The 19713-nt window shown below is 39.9% G+C and carries 15 protein-coding genes; 10 read left to right on the forward strand and 5 right to left on the reverse strand.

What is annotated here, in order from left to right:
• Window positions 1-398: 398 nt before the first annotated feature.
• The 5 genes from AC6UD0_RS02535 to AC6UD0_RS02555 all read right to left on the reverse strand — a co-directional run bounded on the left by AC6UD0_RS02535 (window position 399) and on the right by AC6UD0_RS02555 (window position 4727).
• On the reverse strand, window positions 399-2600 hold the full coding sequence (locus tag AC6UD0_RS02535) for an SEC10/PgrA surface exclusion domain-containing protein (protein ID WP_500708042.1): 2202 nt from the start codon (window positions 2598-2600) through the stop codon (window positions 399-401).
• Window positions 2601-2710: 110 nt separating this feature from the next.
• Complete coding sequence (locus tag AC6UD0_RS02540) at window positions 2711-2839, reverse strand: hypothetical protein (RefSeq protein WP_500708044.1); 129 nt, start codon at window positions 2837-2839, stop codon at window positions 2711-2713.
• A gap of 342 nt (window positions 2840-3181) precedes the next feature.
• Window positions 3182-3400, reverse strand: a complete 219-nt coding sequence (locus AC6UD0_RS02545) for a hypothetical protein (protein ID WP_500708045.1) — start codon at window positions 3398-3400, stop codon at window positions 3182-3184.
• A gap of 303 nt (window positions 3401-3703) precedes the next feature.
• Window positions 3704-3886 (reverse strand): hypothetical protein, encoded by a 183-nt coding sequence (locus tag AC6UD0_RS02550; RefSeq protein WP_500694142.1) that lies wholly within the window; start codon window positions 3884-3886, stop codon window positions 3704-3706.
• 100 nt (window positions 3887-3986) lie between these two features.
• The gene (locus AC6UD0_RS02555; RefSeq protein ID WP_500708046.1) at window positions 3987-4727 is read right to left on the reverse strand and encodes an ion channel; all 741 of its coding nucleotides are present in this window, start codon (window positions 4725-4727) and stop codon (window positions 3987-3989) included.
• 555 nt (window positions 4728-5282) lie between these two features.
• Between AC6UD0_RS02555 and AC6UD0_RS02560 the strand changes: the two genes are divergently transcribed.
• The 10 genes from AC6UD0_RS02560 to AC6UD0_RS02605 are packed head-to-tail and all read left to right on the forward strand — an operon-like array spanning window position 5283 to window position 19641.
• A complete protein-coding gene (locus AC6UD0_RS02560) occupies window positions 5283-8603 on the forward strand; it encodes a BspA family leucine-rich repeat surface protein (RefSeq protein ID WP_500708047.1) in 3321 nt (1106 codons plus the stop codon).
• A 17-nt stretch (window positions 8604-8620) separates the two neighbouring features.
• The gene (gene secA2 / locus AC6UD0_RS02565) at window positions 8621-10996 is read left to right on the forward strand and encodes an accessory Sec system translocase SecA2 (RefSeq protein WP_500708048.1); all 2376 of its coding nucleotides are present in this window, start codon (window positions 8621-8623) and stop codon (window positions 10994-10996) included.
• A 20-nt stretch (window positions 10997-11016) separates the two neighbouring features.
• Window positions 11017-12219 carry an accessory Sec system protein translocase subunit SecY2 gene (locus AC6UD0_RS02570; protein ID WP_500708050.1) on the forward strand — a complete coding sequence of 401 codons (1203 nt, stop codon included), beginning with the start codon at window positions 11017-11019 and terminating at the stop codon, window positions 12217-12219.
• Between the two features lie 15 nt (window positions 12220-12234).
• Window positions 12235-13830, forward strand: coding sequence for an accessory Sec system protein Asp1 (gene asp1, locus AC6UD0_RS02575; RefSeq protein WP_500708051.1), 1596 nt, complete (start codon window positions 12235-12237; stop codon window positions 13828-13830).
• A gap of 5 nt (window positions 13831-13835) precedes the next feature.
• Window positions 13836-15395, forward strand: coding sequence for an accessory Sec system protein Asp2 (gene asp2 / locus AC6UD0_RS02580; RefSeq protein WP_500708053.1), 1560 nt, complete (start codon window positions 13836-13838; stop codon window positions 15393-15395).
• A gap of 13 nt (window positions 15396-15408) precedes the next feature.
• On the forward strand, window positions 15409-16137 hold the full coding sequence (gene asp3 / locus AC6UD0_RS02585; protein ID WP_500708069.1) for an accessory Sec system protein Asp3: 729 nt from the start codon (window positions 15409-15411) through the stop codon (window positions 16135-16137).
• A 34-nt stretch (window positions 16138-16171) separates the two neighbouring features.
• Window positions 16172-17638 carry a glycosyltransferase gene (locus AC6UD0_RS02590; protein WP_500708055.1) on the forward strand — a complete coding sequence of 489 codons (1467 nt, stop codon included), beginning with the start codon at window positions 16172-16174 and terminating at the stop codon, window positions 17636-17638.
• Window positions 17616-18470, forward strand: a complete 855-nt coding sequence (locus tag AC6UD0_RS02595) for a hypothetical protein (protein WP_500708056.1) — start codon at window positions 17616-17618, stop codon at window positions 18468-18470. The genes AC6UD0_RS02590 and AC6UD0_RS02595 overlap by 23 nt, the downstream gene beginning before the upstream one ends.
• Before the next feature lie 20 nt (window positions 18471-18490).
• The gene (locus AC6UD0_RS02600) at window positions 18491-18679 is read left to right on the forward strand and encodes a hypothetical protein (protein WP_500694576.1); all 189 of its coding nucleotides are present in this window, start codon (window positions 18491-18493) and stop codon (window positions 18677-18679) included.
• A 5-nt stretch (window positions 18680-18684) separates the two neighbouring features.
• Window positions 18685-19641 carry a helix-turn-helix domain-containing protein gene (locus AC6UD0_RS02605; protein WP_500707477.1) on the forward strand — a complete coding sequence of 319 codons (957 nt, stop codon included), beginning with the start codon at window positions 18685-18687 and terminating at the stop codon, window positions 19639-19641.
• The last annotated feature ends 72 nt before the right edge of the window (window positions 19642-19713 follow it).

Below are 19713 nucleotides of genomic sequence, written 5' to 3' on the forward strand. Positions count from 1 at the left end.
ACCTCCCATATGTAATTGATGATAGTGTGTTATACTAAAAATGTAGTAAGGAGCGAGCGCAAATCGCTCCTTATGGTTGACTATTTAATACTAAAGACAAATGTGAGACTTAGAGAAGGCAATTTGAAGCTGATTTCAAATGCCGTTAATCTAAGTCTTTTGTTGTTTTTAGAGGCCATAGTCATCACCTCCTTACTACATTTACTCCAATACACTAGTATGGAAGCAGTTAAAACACCTTTTTAATTCCATTGCGTATAATGATAAATTAATTTTTAGTAGTAATAGAACTTTACTTTATCAAAAATAATGGGTTCCAAACAGTTAGGCACAACTAACTGATTTAGAACCCATATATTTATAATATGATTATAAAACTTATTATAATTATTTAGCTATTATTTTGTAAATCTGCGTCTGTTATCTGCAAATCCAAATATTCCTATAATAGTTGCTAGTAATCCAACAATTGTCATCCACGTTGTATCTGATTGTCCAGTTTGTGGTAACACTTTGTTATTTATACTTTGATTTTTTTGTAAATTTTTATTATTAATTAAAAATTTAAAATTAGAGGAAGAGGTAGTGGCAATAGTAGCAACTACCTTGCCATTGGCGTTGACAATTTCACCGTTAGTCAAGAGTTTCAAACCAGAAACGTTTTGACCATTAAGTTTGATCACGTCACCGTTAGCATTAACTACAATCTTACCGTTATCAAAACTGTAAGTGCCATTATTTAATTGACTAACACCTTTGAAAGTTTGAGGAATAACGTTACCGGTAGCAACGGTTCCTTGTTGGTTGCCGTAAGCAGCCCGTGGTTGAGTGCCTTGTTGAGCGTTATCAATTGCGTGGTTAATAGCTTGATCATGTGCTTTCTTAGCGGCTTCTTTAGCTGCCTTGTCAGCTTCAGCTTGGTTTTCAGCTTTTTCTGCCTGTGCTAATTCAGCTTGTGCCTTTGAAAGATCAGCTTGTTTGTCAGCAAGAGTAGCTTTAGCTTGGTTCAAAGCGTCTTGGGCTTGTTGTAAAGCAGCTTGGTCAGCGTCACTTTGTTTCTGCAAATCAGCTAATTTAGCTTGATCCTCTGCCAATTTATCTTTAGCGGCAGCTAAGTTAGGACCAGCATTTTGGTAATCGCTTAATTGTTGCTTTAAAGCAGCCAACTTAGCTTGATCATCTTTTAGCTGTTGTTGGGCTTGTACGAGTGCTTGTTGTTTATTAGCTAAATCTTGTTTAGCCGTAGTTAAAGCACTTTGTGCTTGTTGATTAGTGGTAGTTGCCTTTTGTAAGGTATCTTTAGCGTCGTTTAACTTATTAACGTCACCAGCGGTTTGTTGCTTAGCTTGGGTTAATTGAGCTTGAAGACCCGGTAGAGCAGCTTGATTATTAGTGATCGTTTGTTTCTGTTGGCTAATCTCATTATTAAGATCATTAATTTGAGCCTTGGTCTTATTAATGCTGTCTTGGTAGTTAGCAGGATCAAACTTTTGTACGTCACTTTGGTCATTGGCTAATTGTTTCTGTAAGTCTTGGAGCTGACTTTGTAGTCCTTGAAGAGCTTGCGTATCTTTAGATAGTTGATCCTTTTGACTTGCTAGCTTTGTTTGAGCGTCACTAATTTGTTGATTCAGAGTATCTGGACTAGCTACATAAGCAGCAGACTGATTGAATTTATTAGTATCTTTAATTTGGTCGGGGCTAACAAAGACAATATGAATTTGATCCATTTTATCTACACCAACGCCCATATACTTAGCATTACTTACAGTACCAGTGATAGTGTTTACACCAACCAAACTTTCTTCATGACCATAGTCAGAAGCAGAATCATTAAATAACATATCCATAATTTGATTGAACAAGTCACGGTAAATATCATCCATGTTACTAAATTCAGTTGAATTAATTTGACCAGAGCCTAAATTTTCGTAACCATTCATGCCCTCATAAGTCTCTAGACCGTTAGCGGCAGCGGCATTATTAATGGCGTTATCATCATGGTCATACTTGTTATTCAAGGTCCAACCATCATTGTTGTAACCACTTAATAAGTCATCAATAAAGCTCTTCATACCGTCGCCACCAACTTGAATTTCTGGTGTGCCAAATTCTTGATGTACTTGATTAATTAACCAACCAACGTAATTTTGCATTTCTTGGTATTGTTTGTCTGTAAATTCAGGATAAGCAACTTTCTGATTTGGAAAGTTAGTGTCATCTGGCATTCCAACACCAACTTTAACCTTATCTTGTTTAGCAGCGTCGTTTGATTGATAACTGTTACCAGTCATTCCCGCATGATCAAATTGTGCAAACCAACCAGAAACATCTTGTCCCGGATGGTCTTTAATCCATTGGTTTAAATTATCCAATGTCATACCAGCCGGAATATGAATATCCTGACTGTAAGCACTTTTAGATTGATTCAAACCATCAATTTGTTGATTTGTTTGATTAATTTGGTCCTGGTCGTTATTAACTTGGTTTTGAGCATTGGCAATATCAGAATTCTTTTGATTGATAGCGCTTTGGTCATTAGAAACCGCTTGTTTAGCTTGATCTTGTTTTTGTTGTGCGGCACTTTGACCTTGGTTCAAAGTATCCAAATCACTTTGTGCTTTAGTCTTATCTTGTTCTGCTTGGCTTTGCTTATTTTGGGCGTCTTGGGTGCTTTGTTGATTTTGGTCAACAGCACTTTGTGCTTTGTTTACATTGCTAGAATCTTGATCAACTTGTTTTTGGGCATTACTAACCCCATCTTGGGCTTGATTTTGTGCCTGTTGAGCTTGGTCAGCAGTACCTTGGGCTTTGTTGACGTCGCTTTGAGCTTGGTCAACCCCCTGTTGATCAGAATCTACTTGTTTTTGGTCGTTAGCAACATCATTCCCTGCTTGGGTAATTCCGTCTTGGGTCTTTTTAATGTTGTCTGGAGTTGCGTTATCAGCGTCTTTTTGAGCTTTATCGACAGCTCCTTGGTCATTATTAACGACCCCTTGTTGGTCACTAGCTGCTTGAGAACTGGCGTCAGCATTCTTCTGGGCTGTGTCGGCATTGTTTTGAGTATTATCAACATTCTTTTGTGCATTATCTACTCCAGCTTGAGCATTATTAACACTAGTCTTAGCATTATCTACTTTACCCTGATCACTTTGAACCGTGTTTGGTGTAGCATCAGCTGCTAAGGCAACGTTAGTTGCACTCGATTGCTGAGTGGGGGGGTAGTAGAGGCATTAACTTGGTTATTTAATGATCCCATGACGAACAAACCTGAAGCCGCAAAGATGGTTCCGGTAGTAACCTTTAGCCAACCCTTGTGAGATTTAACGAGTTTGTTACGTTGTTTCTTTTCACCTGTGGCAAGTGCCATCTGGTTGTGCTGCTTGTCAAATTTTTCCATAGTATAAATTCCTCTCCTCTTGTGTCTAATTCCACTTGATTGATTAGAATGATACTCTGAGATTAATTTCAATGCAATTGTTTTTAAAAAGAAAGTTAAGCTATAAATCATTAAATGTTTTGACTTAGATTAGAGAATGTATTTTTAATTGTATTACTTTAGCTTCATGTGAATTGTATAAGTTAAGCAAGAAAATCATCACTATTTGAGGATGATTTTCTTTATTGGTATAAATATCTAATTAAACATTTGATGATTTTTAGGTTTTGTTTGTTTACTGTTTTATATGGAATAACTTCTTAATTATTTTCTCCTAAATAATGAATCAAATTCTTGATGTAAACTACTAGGATCTTTACTGCTAAATTCTTTGACGGGATTTTCCGCTTTAATATCTACTCTTTTGGATTCGTTTATTGCGTCATATAGTGAAAGAGCAGACTTTGTTGTGAAATTTAAATTGGTTTTAAAACTTTGAGTTGACATAATGAATATCCTCCTTGTACCAATATTTTACTTTACATTGTCGTAATAGTTTATGAATATTTGATAATCGCAAGTATTAACGTTAAGTCTTAATCATGTTCTATTTTCTCAACAATTCCCGTTTTTTCCGTTCAAACTCTTCTCTAGTAATAATGTCATCGTCCATTAACTTTTTGAACTTTCGGATTTCATCTGCCTCTGAAACGGGTCCGTAGTCTGTTTCCTTGGAAAAGAAGGTAGTGAGGGTACTCGTCAGCATCCCTACAAAACTAATGCCCACTAACATCAAAACCACGGCAATTCCCTTCCCAATTTCGGTCTTAGGACTAATATCACCGTAACCAACGGTTGTGGTAGTCGCGATGGCCCACCAGATCGAGTTAGTGAGCGACGTGTTTTCGACGATGGAGTAGAGGACGGCTGACAGCAAGATAATAATCGTACATATGAGTAATAGGTAAATGAAGCCGTTGGTTTTAAGAAACCGTTCGATTCGTTCTTTGAATTTACCAAGGACGCCTGCGACCCTGAAAAGTCGGAAGATGCGGGTTAATCGGGCTACCCGAGAGATTTTGAAGAAGGATAAGCCGTACCCAAATGGAATGATTGCGAGTAAATCAAACAGATGAGTTTTTATGTACCGCCATTTTGGTTTGGCAAGCAAGAGACCACCGAAGTAGTCGACGGTGAAAATCAGCCAGATGGCATCGTCAATAGCCACGTATGGTTCAGCGTCAAGATTAAGCTTATTTAAGAACTGAAGAACGGTCAGCACAATGGAAATTATTGCTAACAAGATAATCATTGCATCGTAGGTATTTCTGATAATTGGTTTAGTCACGTTCACATCACCCATCACATAGTATATATTTATTTTAGCAGTCCTTAGGATCGTTTATAACAACTTCAAAAGGGTTCACTACCAAAAATGATAGTGAACTCTTTTTGTTTTTGTTCTCATATTTGAATTGCTAATAATGTTGTGATACATCAATTTTTATTATTGAATAAAAATTATAATCAGAGAAATCACGCATAAGACGGCGATTATAAGCGAACAATGATTATTAAATTATTATTGAAATTACATAGTTATTTTTCACAAATTACCTATAATCAATGATAAAAGTTACAAATATTATGTTATGTAACATACATTTTAAAATCGTTTAAATTGTGATGATGTACGCAAACTAGTGCTATCCTACGTATTTCTTAACTTATTATTTTAATTTTGGATAAATTATTCATAAAATACTTCGTTAACTTTGTTCAATCCACGTTATTCTTGTGAAGTATTAATTAATTGCTTGATTGGTAATGGACCTTAATTGCCGTGATTGTAATTATTATTACTTCACAAAGTGTGTTTTTAAATGGAGCGGGAGGAGTTTTTATGTTAAGTAATCCAAAGAAACATTTCAAAATGTATAAAGCTGGAAAGCGGTGGATGGTTGCCGGGCTGGTGACCTTTGCTACCGTTTCTGGTTTAGCCGTTGGAGCGAGTGCTGATACCACCGCTCAACCGGCTACAAATAATGTGAAAACCGATGCACAAGCTGCAGGTAGCGAAGTTTCTGTAAATGCTACTAAAGCTGCCCCAACGACAACTAATAATCAAACTCAGGTTGATAAGGCACCGACTGCTAATGAACAGAAGTCGGATGACCAATCAAGTCAGCCTGCAACAAATAATACGCAAGCAGAATCACAAACGACTCAGAAGAACACCGTTATTTCATCAGTGCAAGACCAAAGCGGTAATGATCAACCGGCAGTCGCTCAATCAAATGACCAGCAAAATAATGGTCAATCAACTGTTCAGCCTGCTAAACAGAACCAGCTCCAAATTAATAATCAAACGACTGATGCTTCAAACGCTCAGCCTGACAAATCACAAGTAACTGATCAAAAAGCTACCAAGCAAAACGCTGATAACCAGGGTGTGAAGAAGCAAACTAATCCAGTCAATACTGACCAACCACAGGTTGACCAAAATAAAACGGCCGTTGCTCCAACGATTTCGAAGCAAGACCCAACCAAAACGACTGATGATCAGGCTAATTCAGTTACTAACAACGTTCAAAATAACCAAGCTGTTCAATTTAACGCTCAACCAGTCAAAAATGTTCAGTTGGCTGACCAGACGCAACAGGGAACCTGGGGTTCTGCTAAGTACGTTTATGATGCCCAAACTAGAACACTCTCTTTTAATGACGGTGGAGATTTAGGCAATGAATTTCAACTTGATAGTTGGTTGCAAGAAAATTATAAACAAGTTCAACACGTTGTCTTTAATTCCAAGGTAATTGTTGATGACGCTAACGGTCTCTTCGCTTATTGGAGTGGTGTTCAAGATTATCAAAACTTGTACAACCTTGACACCTCGAACTGTACCAAAATGACCAATATGTTCTTAGACAACCATGCACTTAAGTCGGTTGATTTGACGGGAATGAATACCAGTAATGTAACCGACATGGATGCTATGTTTTACACCAACGCTGGTTTGGATGGAATGACCGGAACTAAACTTGAATATGTAAACCTTGGTGGCATTGATACATCAAAGGTAACTAGATTCTATAACATGTTTAAAGATGATCAATTTTTGAAGCGTATCTACGGTATAAACAAGCTAAATACTAATAGTGCTCAAGTAATGCACAGCATGTTCCAATCTACTTATCGATTGGAAGGATTAGATGTAAGTAGTTTTAATACCAGTCATGTAACTGATATGGCTTACATGTTCTGCGGAACCGGTGTTTTAACTGACGGCTTCAACATCAAAGGTCTTTCAAACTTAAATACTAGTAAAGCAACTGACATGAGTTACATGTTTAACGGTGATCAAAGCATCACGGACCTAAGTGGAATTACCAACTGGGACACTAGTAACGTGACGTCGATGAGTAACATGTTTGCCAACTGCTCTGGCCTTAAAAGTTTGGACCTTTCCAACTTTGATACCCAAACCACTAACACGACTGACATGCTTGCAAACGATCAAAGTTTAAGTGAGCTCAAGTTAGGCAATGAAACTGGTTTGTTGGATTCTCATTTGCAAGCGGTTCCTAGTCAATACGCTGGTTGGGTTCAAGTCGACGCCAATGGCCACGTGATTCCTGGTCAGAATGCCTTATCTTCAGATGAATTAACCAACGGTGAAGCTCATCCCGGAACATGGATTTGGGGAAATCCAGTAAAAGATGAATCCTCAATTCATGCTCAAGGAACTACGATCTATGCCGGTGATGCTGTCCCAACCGACGCTGCGGCTTATAACGCTGGAGCTACCAACGAAGATGGCACAAAAGCATCCATTACCAAAATCGATATTTCCAAAGTTAATAACCAAGTACCGGGTCAGTATCCAGTAACCATCACGGCCTCCAATGGTCAAAGTATGACGGTTACGGTCACTGTTCTAGCTAACCAAGCCAACATTACGGCTCACGGCATCTCCATTTATGCTGGCGACAACGTACCAACCGACGCCGCAGCTTACGGTGCTAGTGCAACTAACGAAGATGGAACAAAGGCAACGATTACCAAGATTGATACTTCCAAGGTTAATAATCAGGTACCAGGACAGTATCAGGTTGGCATTACCGCATCAAACGGCAAGACTTTCTTCGTACCAGTTACTGTTTTGGCCAACCAAGCTAACATCACCGCTCATGGAATCACAATTTATGCTGGTGATAATGTTCCAACTGACGCCGCAGCGTATGGAGCTACTGCCACAAACGAAGACGGAACTAAAGCAACGATTACTAAGATTGATACATCAAAAGTTAATAACCAAGTACCAGGTCAATATCAGGTTGCGATTTCTTCCTCAAACGGCAAGACGTTCTACGTACCAGTAACAGTTTTAGCTAACCAGGCCAACATTACCGCCCACGGCATCACAATTTACGCTGGTGACAGTGTTCCAACTGACGCCGCAGCTTATGGTGCCACTGCCACGAATGAAGATGGAACCCCGGCAACGATTACTAAGATTGATACTTCCAAGGTTAATAACCAAGTACCAGGTCAGTATCAAGTAGCGATTTCTTCCTCAAACGGCAAGACGTTCTACGTACCTGTAACGGTTTTGGCTAAGAATGCTACCAACCCTGACGAATCTGGAAACAATGGTGGCGAGAACCAACCATCTAATCCAGAAAATCCTGATAATAATGGTGGAAACAACAGTGGAAATGGGGAAAACCCAAGTACGCCAAATAACCAAGGTGGAAATGGAAACGGTGGCAGTCAAGTTACTCCCAATCAACCAACAAATAACGGTGGATCATCGGTAACTCCAGACAATCATGGTGACAACGTTTCAAAGCCTTCGGATCAAACTCCATCAGTTCCTGGCAACGAAGGTCAGCGACCGACTGCTCCTAATCAACCAAATCAACCAATGAATAACACTAATGAGCCTAATAACAGTGGCAAGCAAACCACCACTCCTACTTCAACAATCCGTAAGAACCAGACTTCAAGTACTAATGTTGGACACCAAATGACTATGAAGTCTCAAGGTAAGCAAGCTCCTCAAGCAACTAATCAATCCAACCAAAAGAGCGTTAAGAAAAACAAGCACGTTTTGCCACAAACCGGGCAAGAGACTTCTACTTTCTTAGGGCTCGTTGGACTGGGCTTCATTGGTTCTGCTTTAGCTTTGGCTCTTCGTGATTTAAAACATCGGGTTAAATAGAAATTTTTTATTAATGAATGAAAAAGATTTTTGACGAAGGGAGTACGCATCTAGAATTAATGCATAAATATAAAAAAATCGCTCTAAAGGTGCAAAAGCGTGTCAACGAACTCAGGTATTTTTCCGATGCGAGATTGAAACAACAGACGAAGTACCTAAGGGCCCAATTAAAAAATGGCGCTAAGCTCGATAGTCTGATTGTGGAAGCCTACGCGACCGTGTGTGAAGCGGACCGCCGCGTCTTAGGATTGGCGCCATATTATACGCAAATTTTAGGTGCCGTCGTTTTAAACTTTGGCAACATTGCCGAAATGCAAACTGGTGAAGGAAAAACGTTAACCGCGACGATGCCCATGTATCTGCATGGGTTAGAGGGCAAAGGAGTCTTTTTAATCACGGCGAATTCGTACTTAGCCAGACGTGACGCGAAAGAAATCGGTCAAGTCTACCGTTGGCTGGGTTTGACGATTGCTAGTGGAGTGCCAGAAGAAGATGGTGACGATGCCAGTCGGAATTTAAAAAAGATCTACAGTTCAGACATCGTCTACACCACCCACAGTAGTCTGGGATTTGATTACTTGTTTGACAATTTAGCGATTAAGCCCGAAAACCAGCACATTAAGCACCTGGAATTTGCCTTAATTGATGAGATTGACTCCATTTTATTGGACCAAGCGCAGACGCCGCTGATTGTCTCTGGGGCACCCAACGTGCAATCGAATTTGTATCAGCTGTGTGAAAACATGATTCAGCAGCTCGAAGAAGACGTTGACTTTCAAAAATCAGAGGATGGTAAAAAGGTCTGGCTCACTGAAACGGGGATCGATAACTTAGAGGAGTACGCCGGAGTTTCCGATTTACTCGCACCCAAAGCCCATGAATTATACCAGCACCTGAATTTGGCGCTGAAAGCGAAGTGCCTGTTTGTCAGAAATCGTAACTATGTAGTGGAAAACAACGAGATTGTTCTACTGGATAAGATGAACGGACGAAAATTGTACGGCACCAAACTACAATCCGGCCTTCACCAGGCTTTGGAAGCGAAAGAACACGTTAAAATCAGTGATGATAGTCGCGCCTTAGCTAGTATTACCTACCAAAACTTATTTCGGCTATTTACCCGACTTTCTGGGATGACCGGAACGGCCAAGACCGACGCTGACGAATTTCGTGAAACTTATCGGTTAAATACGTTTGTCATTCCGACTAATGAGAAAATCATGCGAAACGATCACCCAGATCAGATTTATGCGACCAACGAGGATAAGATCACTGCTTCACTAAAAGAGGTCCAGAAGATGCGGGCGTTGCATCGACCCATCCTGATTGAGACGGGGTCGGTCTCAATGTCAAAGTTATATTCACACATCTTATTGTCACTAGGAATTCCACACAACGTGTTAAACGCCAATAGTGCTCCTAAGGAGAGTCGGATCATTGCCGCTGCCGGTAAGACGGACTCGATTACCGTAGCGACTTCAATGGCAGGTCGGGGAACTGACATTAAGCTCTCGGATCAGGCCATTAAAAATGGTGGTTTATTTGTGCTCGGCACTGAACGAATGTCTTCTTTACGAATTGACAACCAGTTGCGTGGTCGTGCCGGTCGGCAGGGTGAACCTGGTGATACGAAGTTTTACGTCTCACTAGAGGATAAAATCGTGACCGAAAATGCTCCCAAGTGGGTCAAAAAGTACCGGGAAAAATTAGTGAAACATCACGTTACGAGCGCTTTAAAGAAGCCTCGGATTAAGAACATCATTAATCAATCGCAGGGGACCCAGAAGAATAGTGAAATTTCCGACCGCCAAAACATTTTGAAATTTGACGAAGTGGTCAAAGCCCAACGCAATTGTCTCTATAAGACCCGGAACGCAGCCATGCGAACGAATGATTTGGATCCTTATATTGATACGGCGATTAATTCGTGCATCGATCATTATTTGCCGCAGTGGAAAAACTACTTTGATATCACCAACTTCATTTATAACAATATCGATTATTCGTTTTTACCGAATAAAAACGAATTAAAGAATCAATGGCAAAACAAAAAGCGTTTAAAAGCCCAGTTGTTAAAGATGATTGGTGACAAAAAACGGCAGGTTTATCAGCAATTTAAAAATGATGATCAGTTATTAGAGTACAAACGACTAGTGTTATTAAAATCAATCGATACGATGTGGATCGACCAGGTGGATGCGTTGGAACAGTTGAAGTTAGCGGTTAGCAGCCGGAACTGGGGTCAACATAATTCCATTTATGAATATCAAACCGAAGCGCGCCGGGCCTTTCACAATATGCGCGAACGAATCTATCTATTAGTACTCAGAAACATATTATTATCGGAAATTGTGCAAAAAGACGACGGAACCATTGATTTGATTTTTGTATAAGTTTAAAAGGAGATTTTTTAGTGAGGCAATTGTTAAAACGGGGATCATTTACAATCTTTTTGTTGGCTTTGTTTGAACTAGGTGGATTAATCCTAATTCCGGGGTTTCAATTAAAAAATTATGCTAGCGCGTTAGATCAAAATGCCTATATCAATTTAATTTCTAGTAACTTTGGTAGTCAAATTACCGTTCCCAGTTTGTTTGCCTTAGGGTTAGGACCGTACATGACGGCGCTAATCGTGTGGCAAGTTGTTACCACCGTTGATGACAAGACCACGAGTCGGATGTCACAAAAGGCGACGGGATACTGGCAAAAGGGAATCACCTTTGTGCTGGCGGCACTTCAGTCGTTAGCGATGGCCAAGTTATTTCTCCGTTATCACCCAGAGACTCTGGGATTTAACGATGAAGCCTTCTTCTGGTTTATTTTCACCGTCCTACTCGCCGGATCAATGCTGATTGTCTGGCTGGCGGACGTCAATAAAGATCTTGGAATTGGTGGCGTCAGTATCTTTATCATTCCGGGACTGGTCAAAAATCTCCCCACGGTTTTAGATTCGGGGTTAAAAAAGCCGCTGAACTTTTCCATTCTTGGATGGATCGTCATCGCCATCATTGTTATCGGATTTGTTTACGTCACCGTCTTTGTCAATGAGGCCGAATACCGGATCCCCGTTGAAAGAATTGGGGTAAACAGTTTTCTGACCGATTCATACATTCCGATTAAGGTCTTGGTCTCCGGCGCCATGCCATTCATGTTTGCCTTATCATTATTTTCGATTCCGCTGTTAGTGGTGTCGAATTTAAGGGTCAACGCTCAAATTAGTAAGATAATTTCACTTTTATTTTCCTATCATACGTGGCAGGGAATCGTTTCTTACGGGCTCATCATCGTGGTCTTAAGTTATCTATTTGCGTTTGTGAATTTTCAACCCAACATCATTGCCAAATCATTAAAAGAGAGTGGCGACTATATTTTTAACCTGGCTCCCGGCAAAGAGACGGAGCGGTATCTGACCGGACAGGTTAACATTATGTCTTTTTTAGGGACCATTTACGTGCTGCTGATTGCCTTAGTGCCACTAGTAATCGGTTTGTATTTTCCGATTGTGACTAACTTCTCTTTTTTGTTTGGGTCGTTGTTTATTTTAATTACCATTTTAGACAGCATTTCCCAAGAAGTTCGGGCCCTAATCTATAAGTATCGTTATCGCATTTTTTAATTATGAGGAGGCTATATGGTTTATTTTATCCCTAATTGGCATCCCTACACGCTGCAGCTGGGTTACAACACGATTATTAGTCAACTGGCCATTTTTCAGGATAATGACGAAGACTGTACGTTAGTTACCAACAGTTTTTTGCCCATGTTGACGTACCAATTAAATGAGTACGGACTGCTGAACACTCCGTATTGGCAGGCGTTGGATGAAATTCAGGATGTGCACATCAAGATTGGTAAGCCGCTCGCGATTGAAGACATTCCGCTGCCAAGTGATTTAGAACGGGTCTATTCACCACGCGGAATTCAGTTTTTAAGAGACGATCAATTATATGGCAAGGCGAACTATTTTGCTGAGAAAGTCTTAAGTACCATTGAATATTATCAGGATGGCCAGTTGACTGCGGTGGACTATTTTGATTCGCGCGGTTTTCTATCTCGAAGAGGGATATACGGTCAGGGAGTTCTAAGGGAAACTCAATTGTACAATCCGCTTTCGGAGGTGGTCTTAACCATTGATCACAATCATGGTGATCACGTCCAGATTGAGGAGGACTTTCAAAAGCACTTTGCGCACTCGCATTATCCCAATTTAACGGACTTAATCAGCGAAGTTTCACAAAACTATTTCAATCAGGTCCAAACCGATGATGGGATTCAAATCATTGACAATCCAACTAAGGATAGTCTGACGCTGACTCACCAGTTACAAAGTGAGTATCAAGTTGGTAGTTTTTTAACCGATCAAACCTTGATTAATCAGTCAGCTCTATCCCAGTTAGCTGACAAGAACAGTGCCATCTTGGTACCTAATCAACTAATTGCCGATAAAATCAAGCGCACTTGGCAGGATCAGGAGCATCCTTTAAATGTAAGGGTCGTTTCCCCATACGCTGCTCACCTCAACTTGGGGATTAGTAACAGCATGGCGCAACAAATTATTTTTTGGAAAATTAGCGAGATGCCCGAAAGGACCGTAAGACGTTTAGCAAATAAGCTGTTGCGCGTGGTTAGTGAAGGTAAGGACAAGGCCATTGTTTTTGACGTGAATGACGAACACATGCGTGAAACCCTCGAACAAGAAATAACGACGGAAATTGAAACGTATTTTGGGGTTTCCTTAAAATCAGCCGAGTTTTTGTGGGTCAGAAAGTACCTGAAGCTAAAAAAAGAGCATGAATTAACGCCCAAGCTACGAAAAAAGGCGAAGGCAAAGGAGCAACAGGCTAATTGGGACAAATTAGTTGGCGCTAGTGAGACTTTAGACCGAATTCAAGTTTACTCTAATCACGATCCAGCCTTCTATCAGCAAAATATTCACAAGGCCCGTATTCTGGTTGATTTGGATCGGTTACCAAGTCCCTATCTGCAGATTAATGCGATTAGCGCCGGCATTCCCCAGATCAACGTGGTTCAAACTGGTTATGTAACTGATAACGAAAATGGAATCATCATCAAAGATGATTTGCACCTCGTAAAGGCGGTTAATTACTTTTTGGATAATTTGGACCGTTGGAACCAGTCATTGGTTGCCAATATTAGCAAAATCGAAAGGTTTTCTAGCGAGGAGATTGTCGCCAGAATTGATGCCATTTTTAAAGAAATGAGGTGAAGTTCATGGCTAAAAAAGGACTCATCCAACTAGGTGGTCAAGAGTTAGCTTTAAATAAAACATTAGATGACAACTTTAAGTATCAGTATTTTTCATTGGACGATCCCAAGGATGTCTTTTATATGCAACAAACCATCCTGGATGATGAAAAGCTGAATCCCAAGTACAGCAATACGCTTTTTATCCTAGGCAAACAGTCGATGGTTTATATCATGCCGAAGCTAATTGAGGTGCTTCCCGCTAATAACATTATTTACCAGCAGGGCGATAATTTTTCTGATGAAATTGAGAAGACCCTCAACTATAAAAATGCACAAAGTGTCAATTTAACTGATTCTGATGAAGTAACTAAATTAATTGAACAAGTCTATTTTGGTGGTCAGTTTGGTAGTCGATTGAATAAGGACAAGGTTGAGATTATGTCCGAATTACTGCCTCACACCACCCAAACCGGTTCGGGTCAGGTCAGTTTTGACCACTTGACGTTGTCGCATCAGGTTCAAGCCATTAATTTTCAAATGACCCTCGAACAAGATACCAACACCTTAATGGAGTTTTGGCCCGAATATAAACTACAAGGGTCAGGGAAGGTGACGTTTAAATTATATTTTTTAGACGCTCGAACCGACAACGTTATTAAACAGTACACCGTTTCCGGATCCGACCTAGACCAACCCTTTACCTATCAGACGCCTAAACAACGTTCTAATTTGTACGTTTCGGTGTTTTTAAAGGGTGCAATTGAGTCGTTTACGCTAAGGAGAATTCACGTCAGAAGACGCCGGCGAAATCTGGGAACTTACATGGTGGGCTCAAAAACGTTGACTGACCAGCAGAATTATAAGGGCGAGATTGCCGCCTATTTTAATCCCGGTGATTTAAAACCGCCCCTAAACGTCTACTTCAGTGGATACCGAACCGCTGAGGGATTTGAAGGAGGTCGGATGATGAGTAACATTAGCTCCTCGCCCTATTTGTTGATTGCCGATGAGCGGATGGAGGGTGGTTCCTTCTACATTGGCAGTAAAGAACTGGAACAACAACTAATTATAACAATTAAAAAGTGCCTGGAAAAGTTACATTTTTCTAGCGATGACCTGGTTTTATCGGGAATCTCAATGGGGACGACGGCAGCTTTATACTACGCAACTGACCTAAAGCCTGCCGCCGTGATTGTGGGAAAACCCCTCGTAAATTTGGGGACAATCGCTAAAAACTCCTGCTTGCACCGCCCCTTTGATTTTTTGACCTCGCTGGATTTGTTGCTAACGCACGAAGGCAAGACCGATGAAACGGCCCAAAAGCATTTTAATCAATACTTTTGGAATCATTTTAAGACCGGTGACTTTTTCAAAACCATTTTTGCCATCGCCTATATGAAACAGGATGATTACGACAAAGAGGCCTACGGTGAGCTGTTTAATTATTTTAAGCAACAGGAGCAAGCCGTAAAGGTGATCAGTAAGGGGTTAATCGGGCGCCATAATGATGACACCAATGGGATCGTGAATTGGTTTGTCAGACAATACCATAATCTGATGCAGGAAAAGTTTGATAGGAGTTAAGAAATTGGAAGCAATGACCGTTTTAACGTGGGGAAAGTACCTTAATTCAATGGAGCGCTACGGGGCTCAGGTAACGTACTCAAAAACCAAGGTTACCTATTCATCTCCCTTGTTGTCCCCGGGCACTAGCATTTATACCTGGAACTCACAATTGAATTTTCAGGACGTGCGAATGCAGGGCGAGTTGCCAATCTTACTGGGGAATCACAAATATCACATCGTTAGTGATTATACGGCGAAACCAGATGACTCGGTTTATTTTAAAGTCACAATCTACGATCAATCCCATGATTTTATGAAGGAAATTATTATCAACGGACATGAGGGCGACTTTGAGTATCCAGAGCACGCTTCCGAGTACAAAATCTCGTTGGTGGTGAAAGCAAATCAGTCAATCACGTTTAGATACCTCATATTAGGCGAAGCCGATAATTTTAAGGATCTGAATTTTAAGGTGAGCCCCAATTTGAAGTTAACCAAGTTTATATATCCGAACGCTAAGAAGCTCGATATCTACCTTGGACGCCGTGATTCCGGGAGTTGGACGGTTCCCGTTAAAACGAATCGAGCCCAGATCTTTTGTCGGCTTTCTACTGGTGAAATTAATGATCAAGATAAAGCTGATGCCGCGATGAAGAAGTTGTTTAAGGCCATTAATCAAGATGAGCAGCTGAAAAAAATGGCAACCGAGGTCAGACCATACGGATATCCTCTTTCTAAAATTAACCAAGTAAAGGAATGAAATGATGAAAGAACAAGTAAAAAGGAAACAACCAATGAATTTTTTTATTAATCGTGCCATGGGAATTGGTAATTCTGGAGTGGAACATGCGCAGTTTTATCGAGCACGCCGTTTTGATGAAATGGAACTGCCATATCGGTATATTTTTGTGCAATTAATTAACAATTTACACGAGGCCATGGATACCTGGAATCTAAGAAATGACCAAGTCATCAATATGTACGAATATTTTGTGCTAGGAAATGATTATTTACGGCATGGGGTCAAAAAGTTCTATCCATATCAACACGAAACGGTGATTGATGGTACCAACACCACCCGCATGCTTAAAATCCAGACGACTTCGGGGATGAAGATTATTGAAACCATGGTGAAGTTTCCTAATAAAAAACATGACTTGTTAATTATGAGTCTGTCTAAGATTGAAATTTACTCCAGTAAGACGGGCGAGAAAAAGGTCACGTTTGACTTTTATGATAACGGTCATAAAGAGACTCTGATCAAAAATATTCATCTCTTCAATCAGGATGGCAAGCAGTTCTATTTTGCAAATGAAGTTCAATTGCAGCGCTACTTTTTTGAACAAGTGGATCGGGCCTACAACCACAATAACAATTGGTTTTTGGATCGTGGCGAAGAGAGTGAAGCGGCCTTACTGTATCCCAAGATGCCCCAAAGTAAAGTGGTGGAAGTGGTCCATGCGGATCATTTGTCCGATCGCAACGATCCCCGTTATCCACTGTGGAATAACTATTACGAATATTCGTTAACGCACCTTGATAATATCGACAGCATTATCAGTGCCACCAAAATGCAAACTGATGATCTAGTGAAGGATTTTCCGAATCAAAAAGATAAATTTACTACCATCCCGGTTGGTGGCGTTGATGATAAGGGGACTGGTAAAACCAGACCAAAACAGCTAACCAAAAAATTGCGTTCGCTAAAATTAATTACTGCTTCGCGATTAGCTGGGGAAAAACACATTGATATGTTAGTACTTGCAGTTGCTAAGGTACATAAACAAGGGACTGCAGTTTCTCTAGATATCTACGGTGCCGGTGGTGAAAAGGGTTTAATTGAGAAAACCATCAAGAAAGAAAATGCGGGAGACTACATTAAATTAAAGGGGTTGTCCCATCATTTAGATGATATTTATCCCAAATATGATGCCTTTGTCTCAGCATCATTTTCAGAAGGATTTGGGTTAACCACAGTGGAAGCGTTAAGTGCCGGATTACCAGTAATTGCCTACAAAGCCCGTTTTGGTGCGATGGAAATGATAAAAGATGGCGTCAATGGATTTTTACAAGATTTCAAACGGGGCGATAAAAACGTGGATTTTGATGTGAATAGTTTGGCGAAGGGGATTAACCGGTTATTAAAGTCCGATTATGGAAAAGTCCAAAGGGCCACCGTCAGTTCGATGGCTCCCTTTCAAAATCATGTCATTGCGAATAAATGGAAGGAGTTTGTTGATGCATTACGAACTAACCAATAAAATAAACGACCAAAATCCAGTTTGGCAACACCAACGAGACCGAATTCAAAAGAGGAAAGGTCAGGTGATTACGCTAGCGCCAGCCTCTAATTTTCGTGATTCCCTACTAACAAATCAGATCAGTGGTTTTAACGTTGTCGATTATATTGCTGGTCGAACATTAGATATGGATCCCAAAGCGTTTTTGTTTTTTAACCGGGTGCCCACGGTTGACGGGGCCGAAATCTATATGAACGCTGATTTCACGATTAATATCATCGTAAATGGTAATCCAATTGGACACGTCATTTTGTGGCCGAACACGCGGCGCCACGTTAAAGAGGTTGATTATGTTTTTCCAAATGACGAATTAGACTACATCGAAGAATTCGCTAGTGACGGCAAGAAGTTCAGCAACATCATCTACACCAAAGGACAGCCCCAACGGATCGATTTTTATAATGATGCCGGCGTCCCAGCGTTGTGTTTCTATTTTTACAAAAAGCAGCTAAATTGGGTGACCGTTGAAGATTTTGGTTCGTTAAAGACCCAAAAACAGTTTAGAAATTTGGATGAATTTTATGCCGATACGGTTGGAAAATACTTAACGTCGAAGGATTCAGTCGGCATTAGTTACATGGGAGTGGAATTGTGGGCGTTATCGCAGTCTAAATCGCATAACACCCTCTATTTGGACGAATCGCCCCTTAATGATGACGGCAACGTAAAGCAAAATTTGTTGGATATTTTGACGGATGAAATTTCCTATATCCAAGACGTGCATATGAATAAGAAATTCTTAGAGGAATTAAAGGAAAAGGGTGTTCCGACGAAAAAAGTAGTAGTGGATTAGTTTTTAAAGCAGGTGATAAAATGCCAAAAATTAAATTGAAAGAGTTGCAGCAGGATATTAGGTTACGTTTTGATGAAGAGAAAAAATACGTTGTTGATGCTTCGGATACTAAAAGTACCGGGAAAGTAATTATGATTATTGTTTCAGTGATTATGGTATTCGTGGTGATCCTTAGTCTGGTCTATAGTTTTATAGCTTTAGCGGGGTAATAAAAATGAATCTTCCTTCATTAGGAGTCGCATATTATGTCGATCTGCATTGTCGAAATAAAGAAATTCCACAAAATAGTGTCGCTGCCGTTAGTATGGACCGGGGAAAAATTGCTGAATTGATTCAGCAACATAAAGTGAAAATAAGTTCATTTTTAGATCGAGTGGGTTTAAGTACTTCACGTTACTATCGTTGGATTAATTATGAGATTGATATCCCATTTGAATATATTTTTGGAATTAAAAAATTATTGGGGATTTCTGACGAAGAATTTCTGGCATTATTAACTCCATCAACGGATGAATTAATCGATACACTGGCCCTCGCTTCTTTTTATGATACTTATGACTACAGTCCTAGTAAACTTCAAGTGATTTTAAATAATCTCGATAAGTACCGGTTACAGCTAGCATCGCCCTTTTTTAAGGTCTATACGTACACTAAGATCATTAGTCAAATTGCGGAGCGACAAAAGCCGGATGTGTCCACGTTCTTTAAAAGTAACGAGAAGTACTTTAAAGATTGTGATGACCTAACTGATTTTGATATTTATTTAAACGTTTTGGACCTGAATTTGAAGCGCTCCCTATTTCCAAAGAAAAAAATTGATAGTGACTTTCTGGTATTACAGAAGGTCTTAAGCGGATTAAAGAGCACTGATTTAGACCGAATATACGTTTACTGGGGCTTTGCGATTGATTTTGTGATTAACTTTTGCCTTAACCGACAATCAGATCAAGCAATTAAATTTTTAAAGCAGGTTTATCAAGCAATTAATACAAGTGGATCTGGTTCCATGGATGGTCATCTGTATAACTGTTATGAGCAAACTTATAGTTTAATAACCAATCAAGTTACTTGTCCAGAATTTTCACAACAAATTTTACAAAGTAAGTCCGTTTTTAATTATGAAAATGACTATTGGAAAGGAATCCAAAAGTTCATTAAAAGTGAATATTAAGTGAGACGAAAACGACTGGATTGACGGCAAATTCAGCTGTTTTTGTTTATTTAAATAAAATTTGGTTATTTA

This window comes from Fructilactobacillus sp. X7R9C1, from assembly GCF_059901005.1.

Bases quoted from the DNA above. Each gene is read 5' to 3' on its own strand.
- AC6UD0_RS02545 (WP_500708045.1), bottom strand. From the start codon at position 3,400: ATGGAAAAATTTGACAAGCAGCACAACCAGATGGCACTTGCCACAGGT.
- AC6UD0_RS02550 (WP_500694142.1), bottom strand. From the start codon at position 3,886: ATGTCAACTCAAAGTTTTAAAACCAATTTAAATTTCACAACAAAGTCT.
- AC6UD0_RS02560 (WP_500708047.1), top strand. From the start codon at position 5,283: ATGTTAAGTAATCCAAAGAAACATTTCAAAATGTATAAAGCTGGAAAG.
- secA2 (WP_500708048.1), top strand. From the start codon at position 8,621: ATGAAAAAGATTTTTGACGAAGGGAGTACGCATCTAGAATTAATGCAT.
- asp1 (WP_500708051.1), top strand. From the start codon at position 12,235: ATGGTTTATTTTATCCCTAATTGGCATCCCTACACGCTGCAGCTGGGT.
- asp2 (WP_500708053.1), top strand. From the start codon at position 13,836: ATGGCTAAAAAAGGACTCATCCAACTAGGTGGTCAAGAGTTAGCTTTA.
- asp3 (WP_500708069.1), top strand. From the start codon at position 15,409: ATGACCGTTTTAACGTGGGGAAAGTACCTTAATTCAATGGAGCGCTAC.
- AC6UD0_RS02590 (WP_500708055.1), top strand. From the start codon at position 16,172: ATGAATTTTTTTATTAATCGTGCCATGGGAATTGGTAATTCTGGAGTG.
- AC6UD0_RS02595 (WP_500708056.1), top strand. From the start codon at position 17,616: ATGCATTACGAACTAACCAATAAAATAAACGACCAAAATCCAGTTTGG.
- AC6UD0_RS02600 (WP_500694576.1), top strand. From the start codon at position 18,491: ATGCCAAAAATTAAATTGAAAGAGTTGCAGCAGGATATTAGGTTACGT.
- AC6UD0_RS02605 (WP_500707477.1), top strand. From the start codon at position 18,685: ATGAATCTTCCTTCATTAGGAGTCGCATATTATGTCGATCTGCATTGT.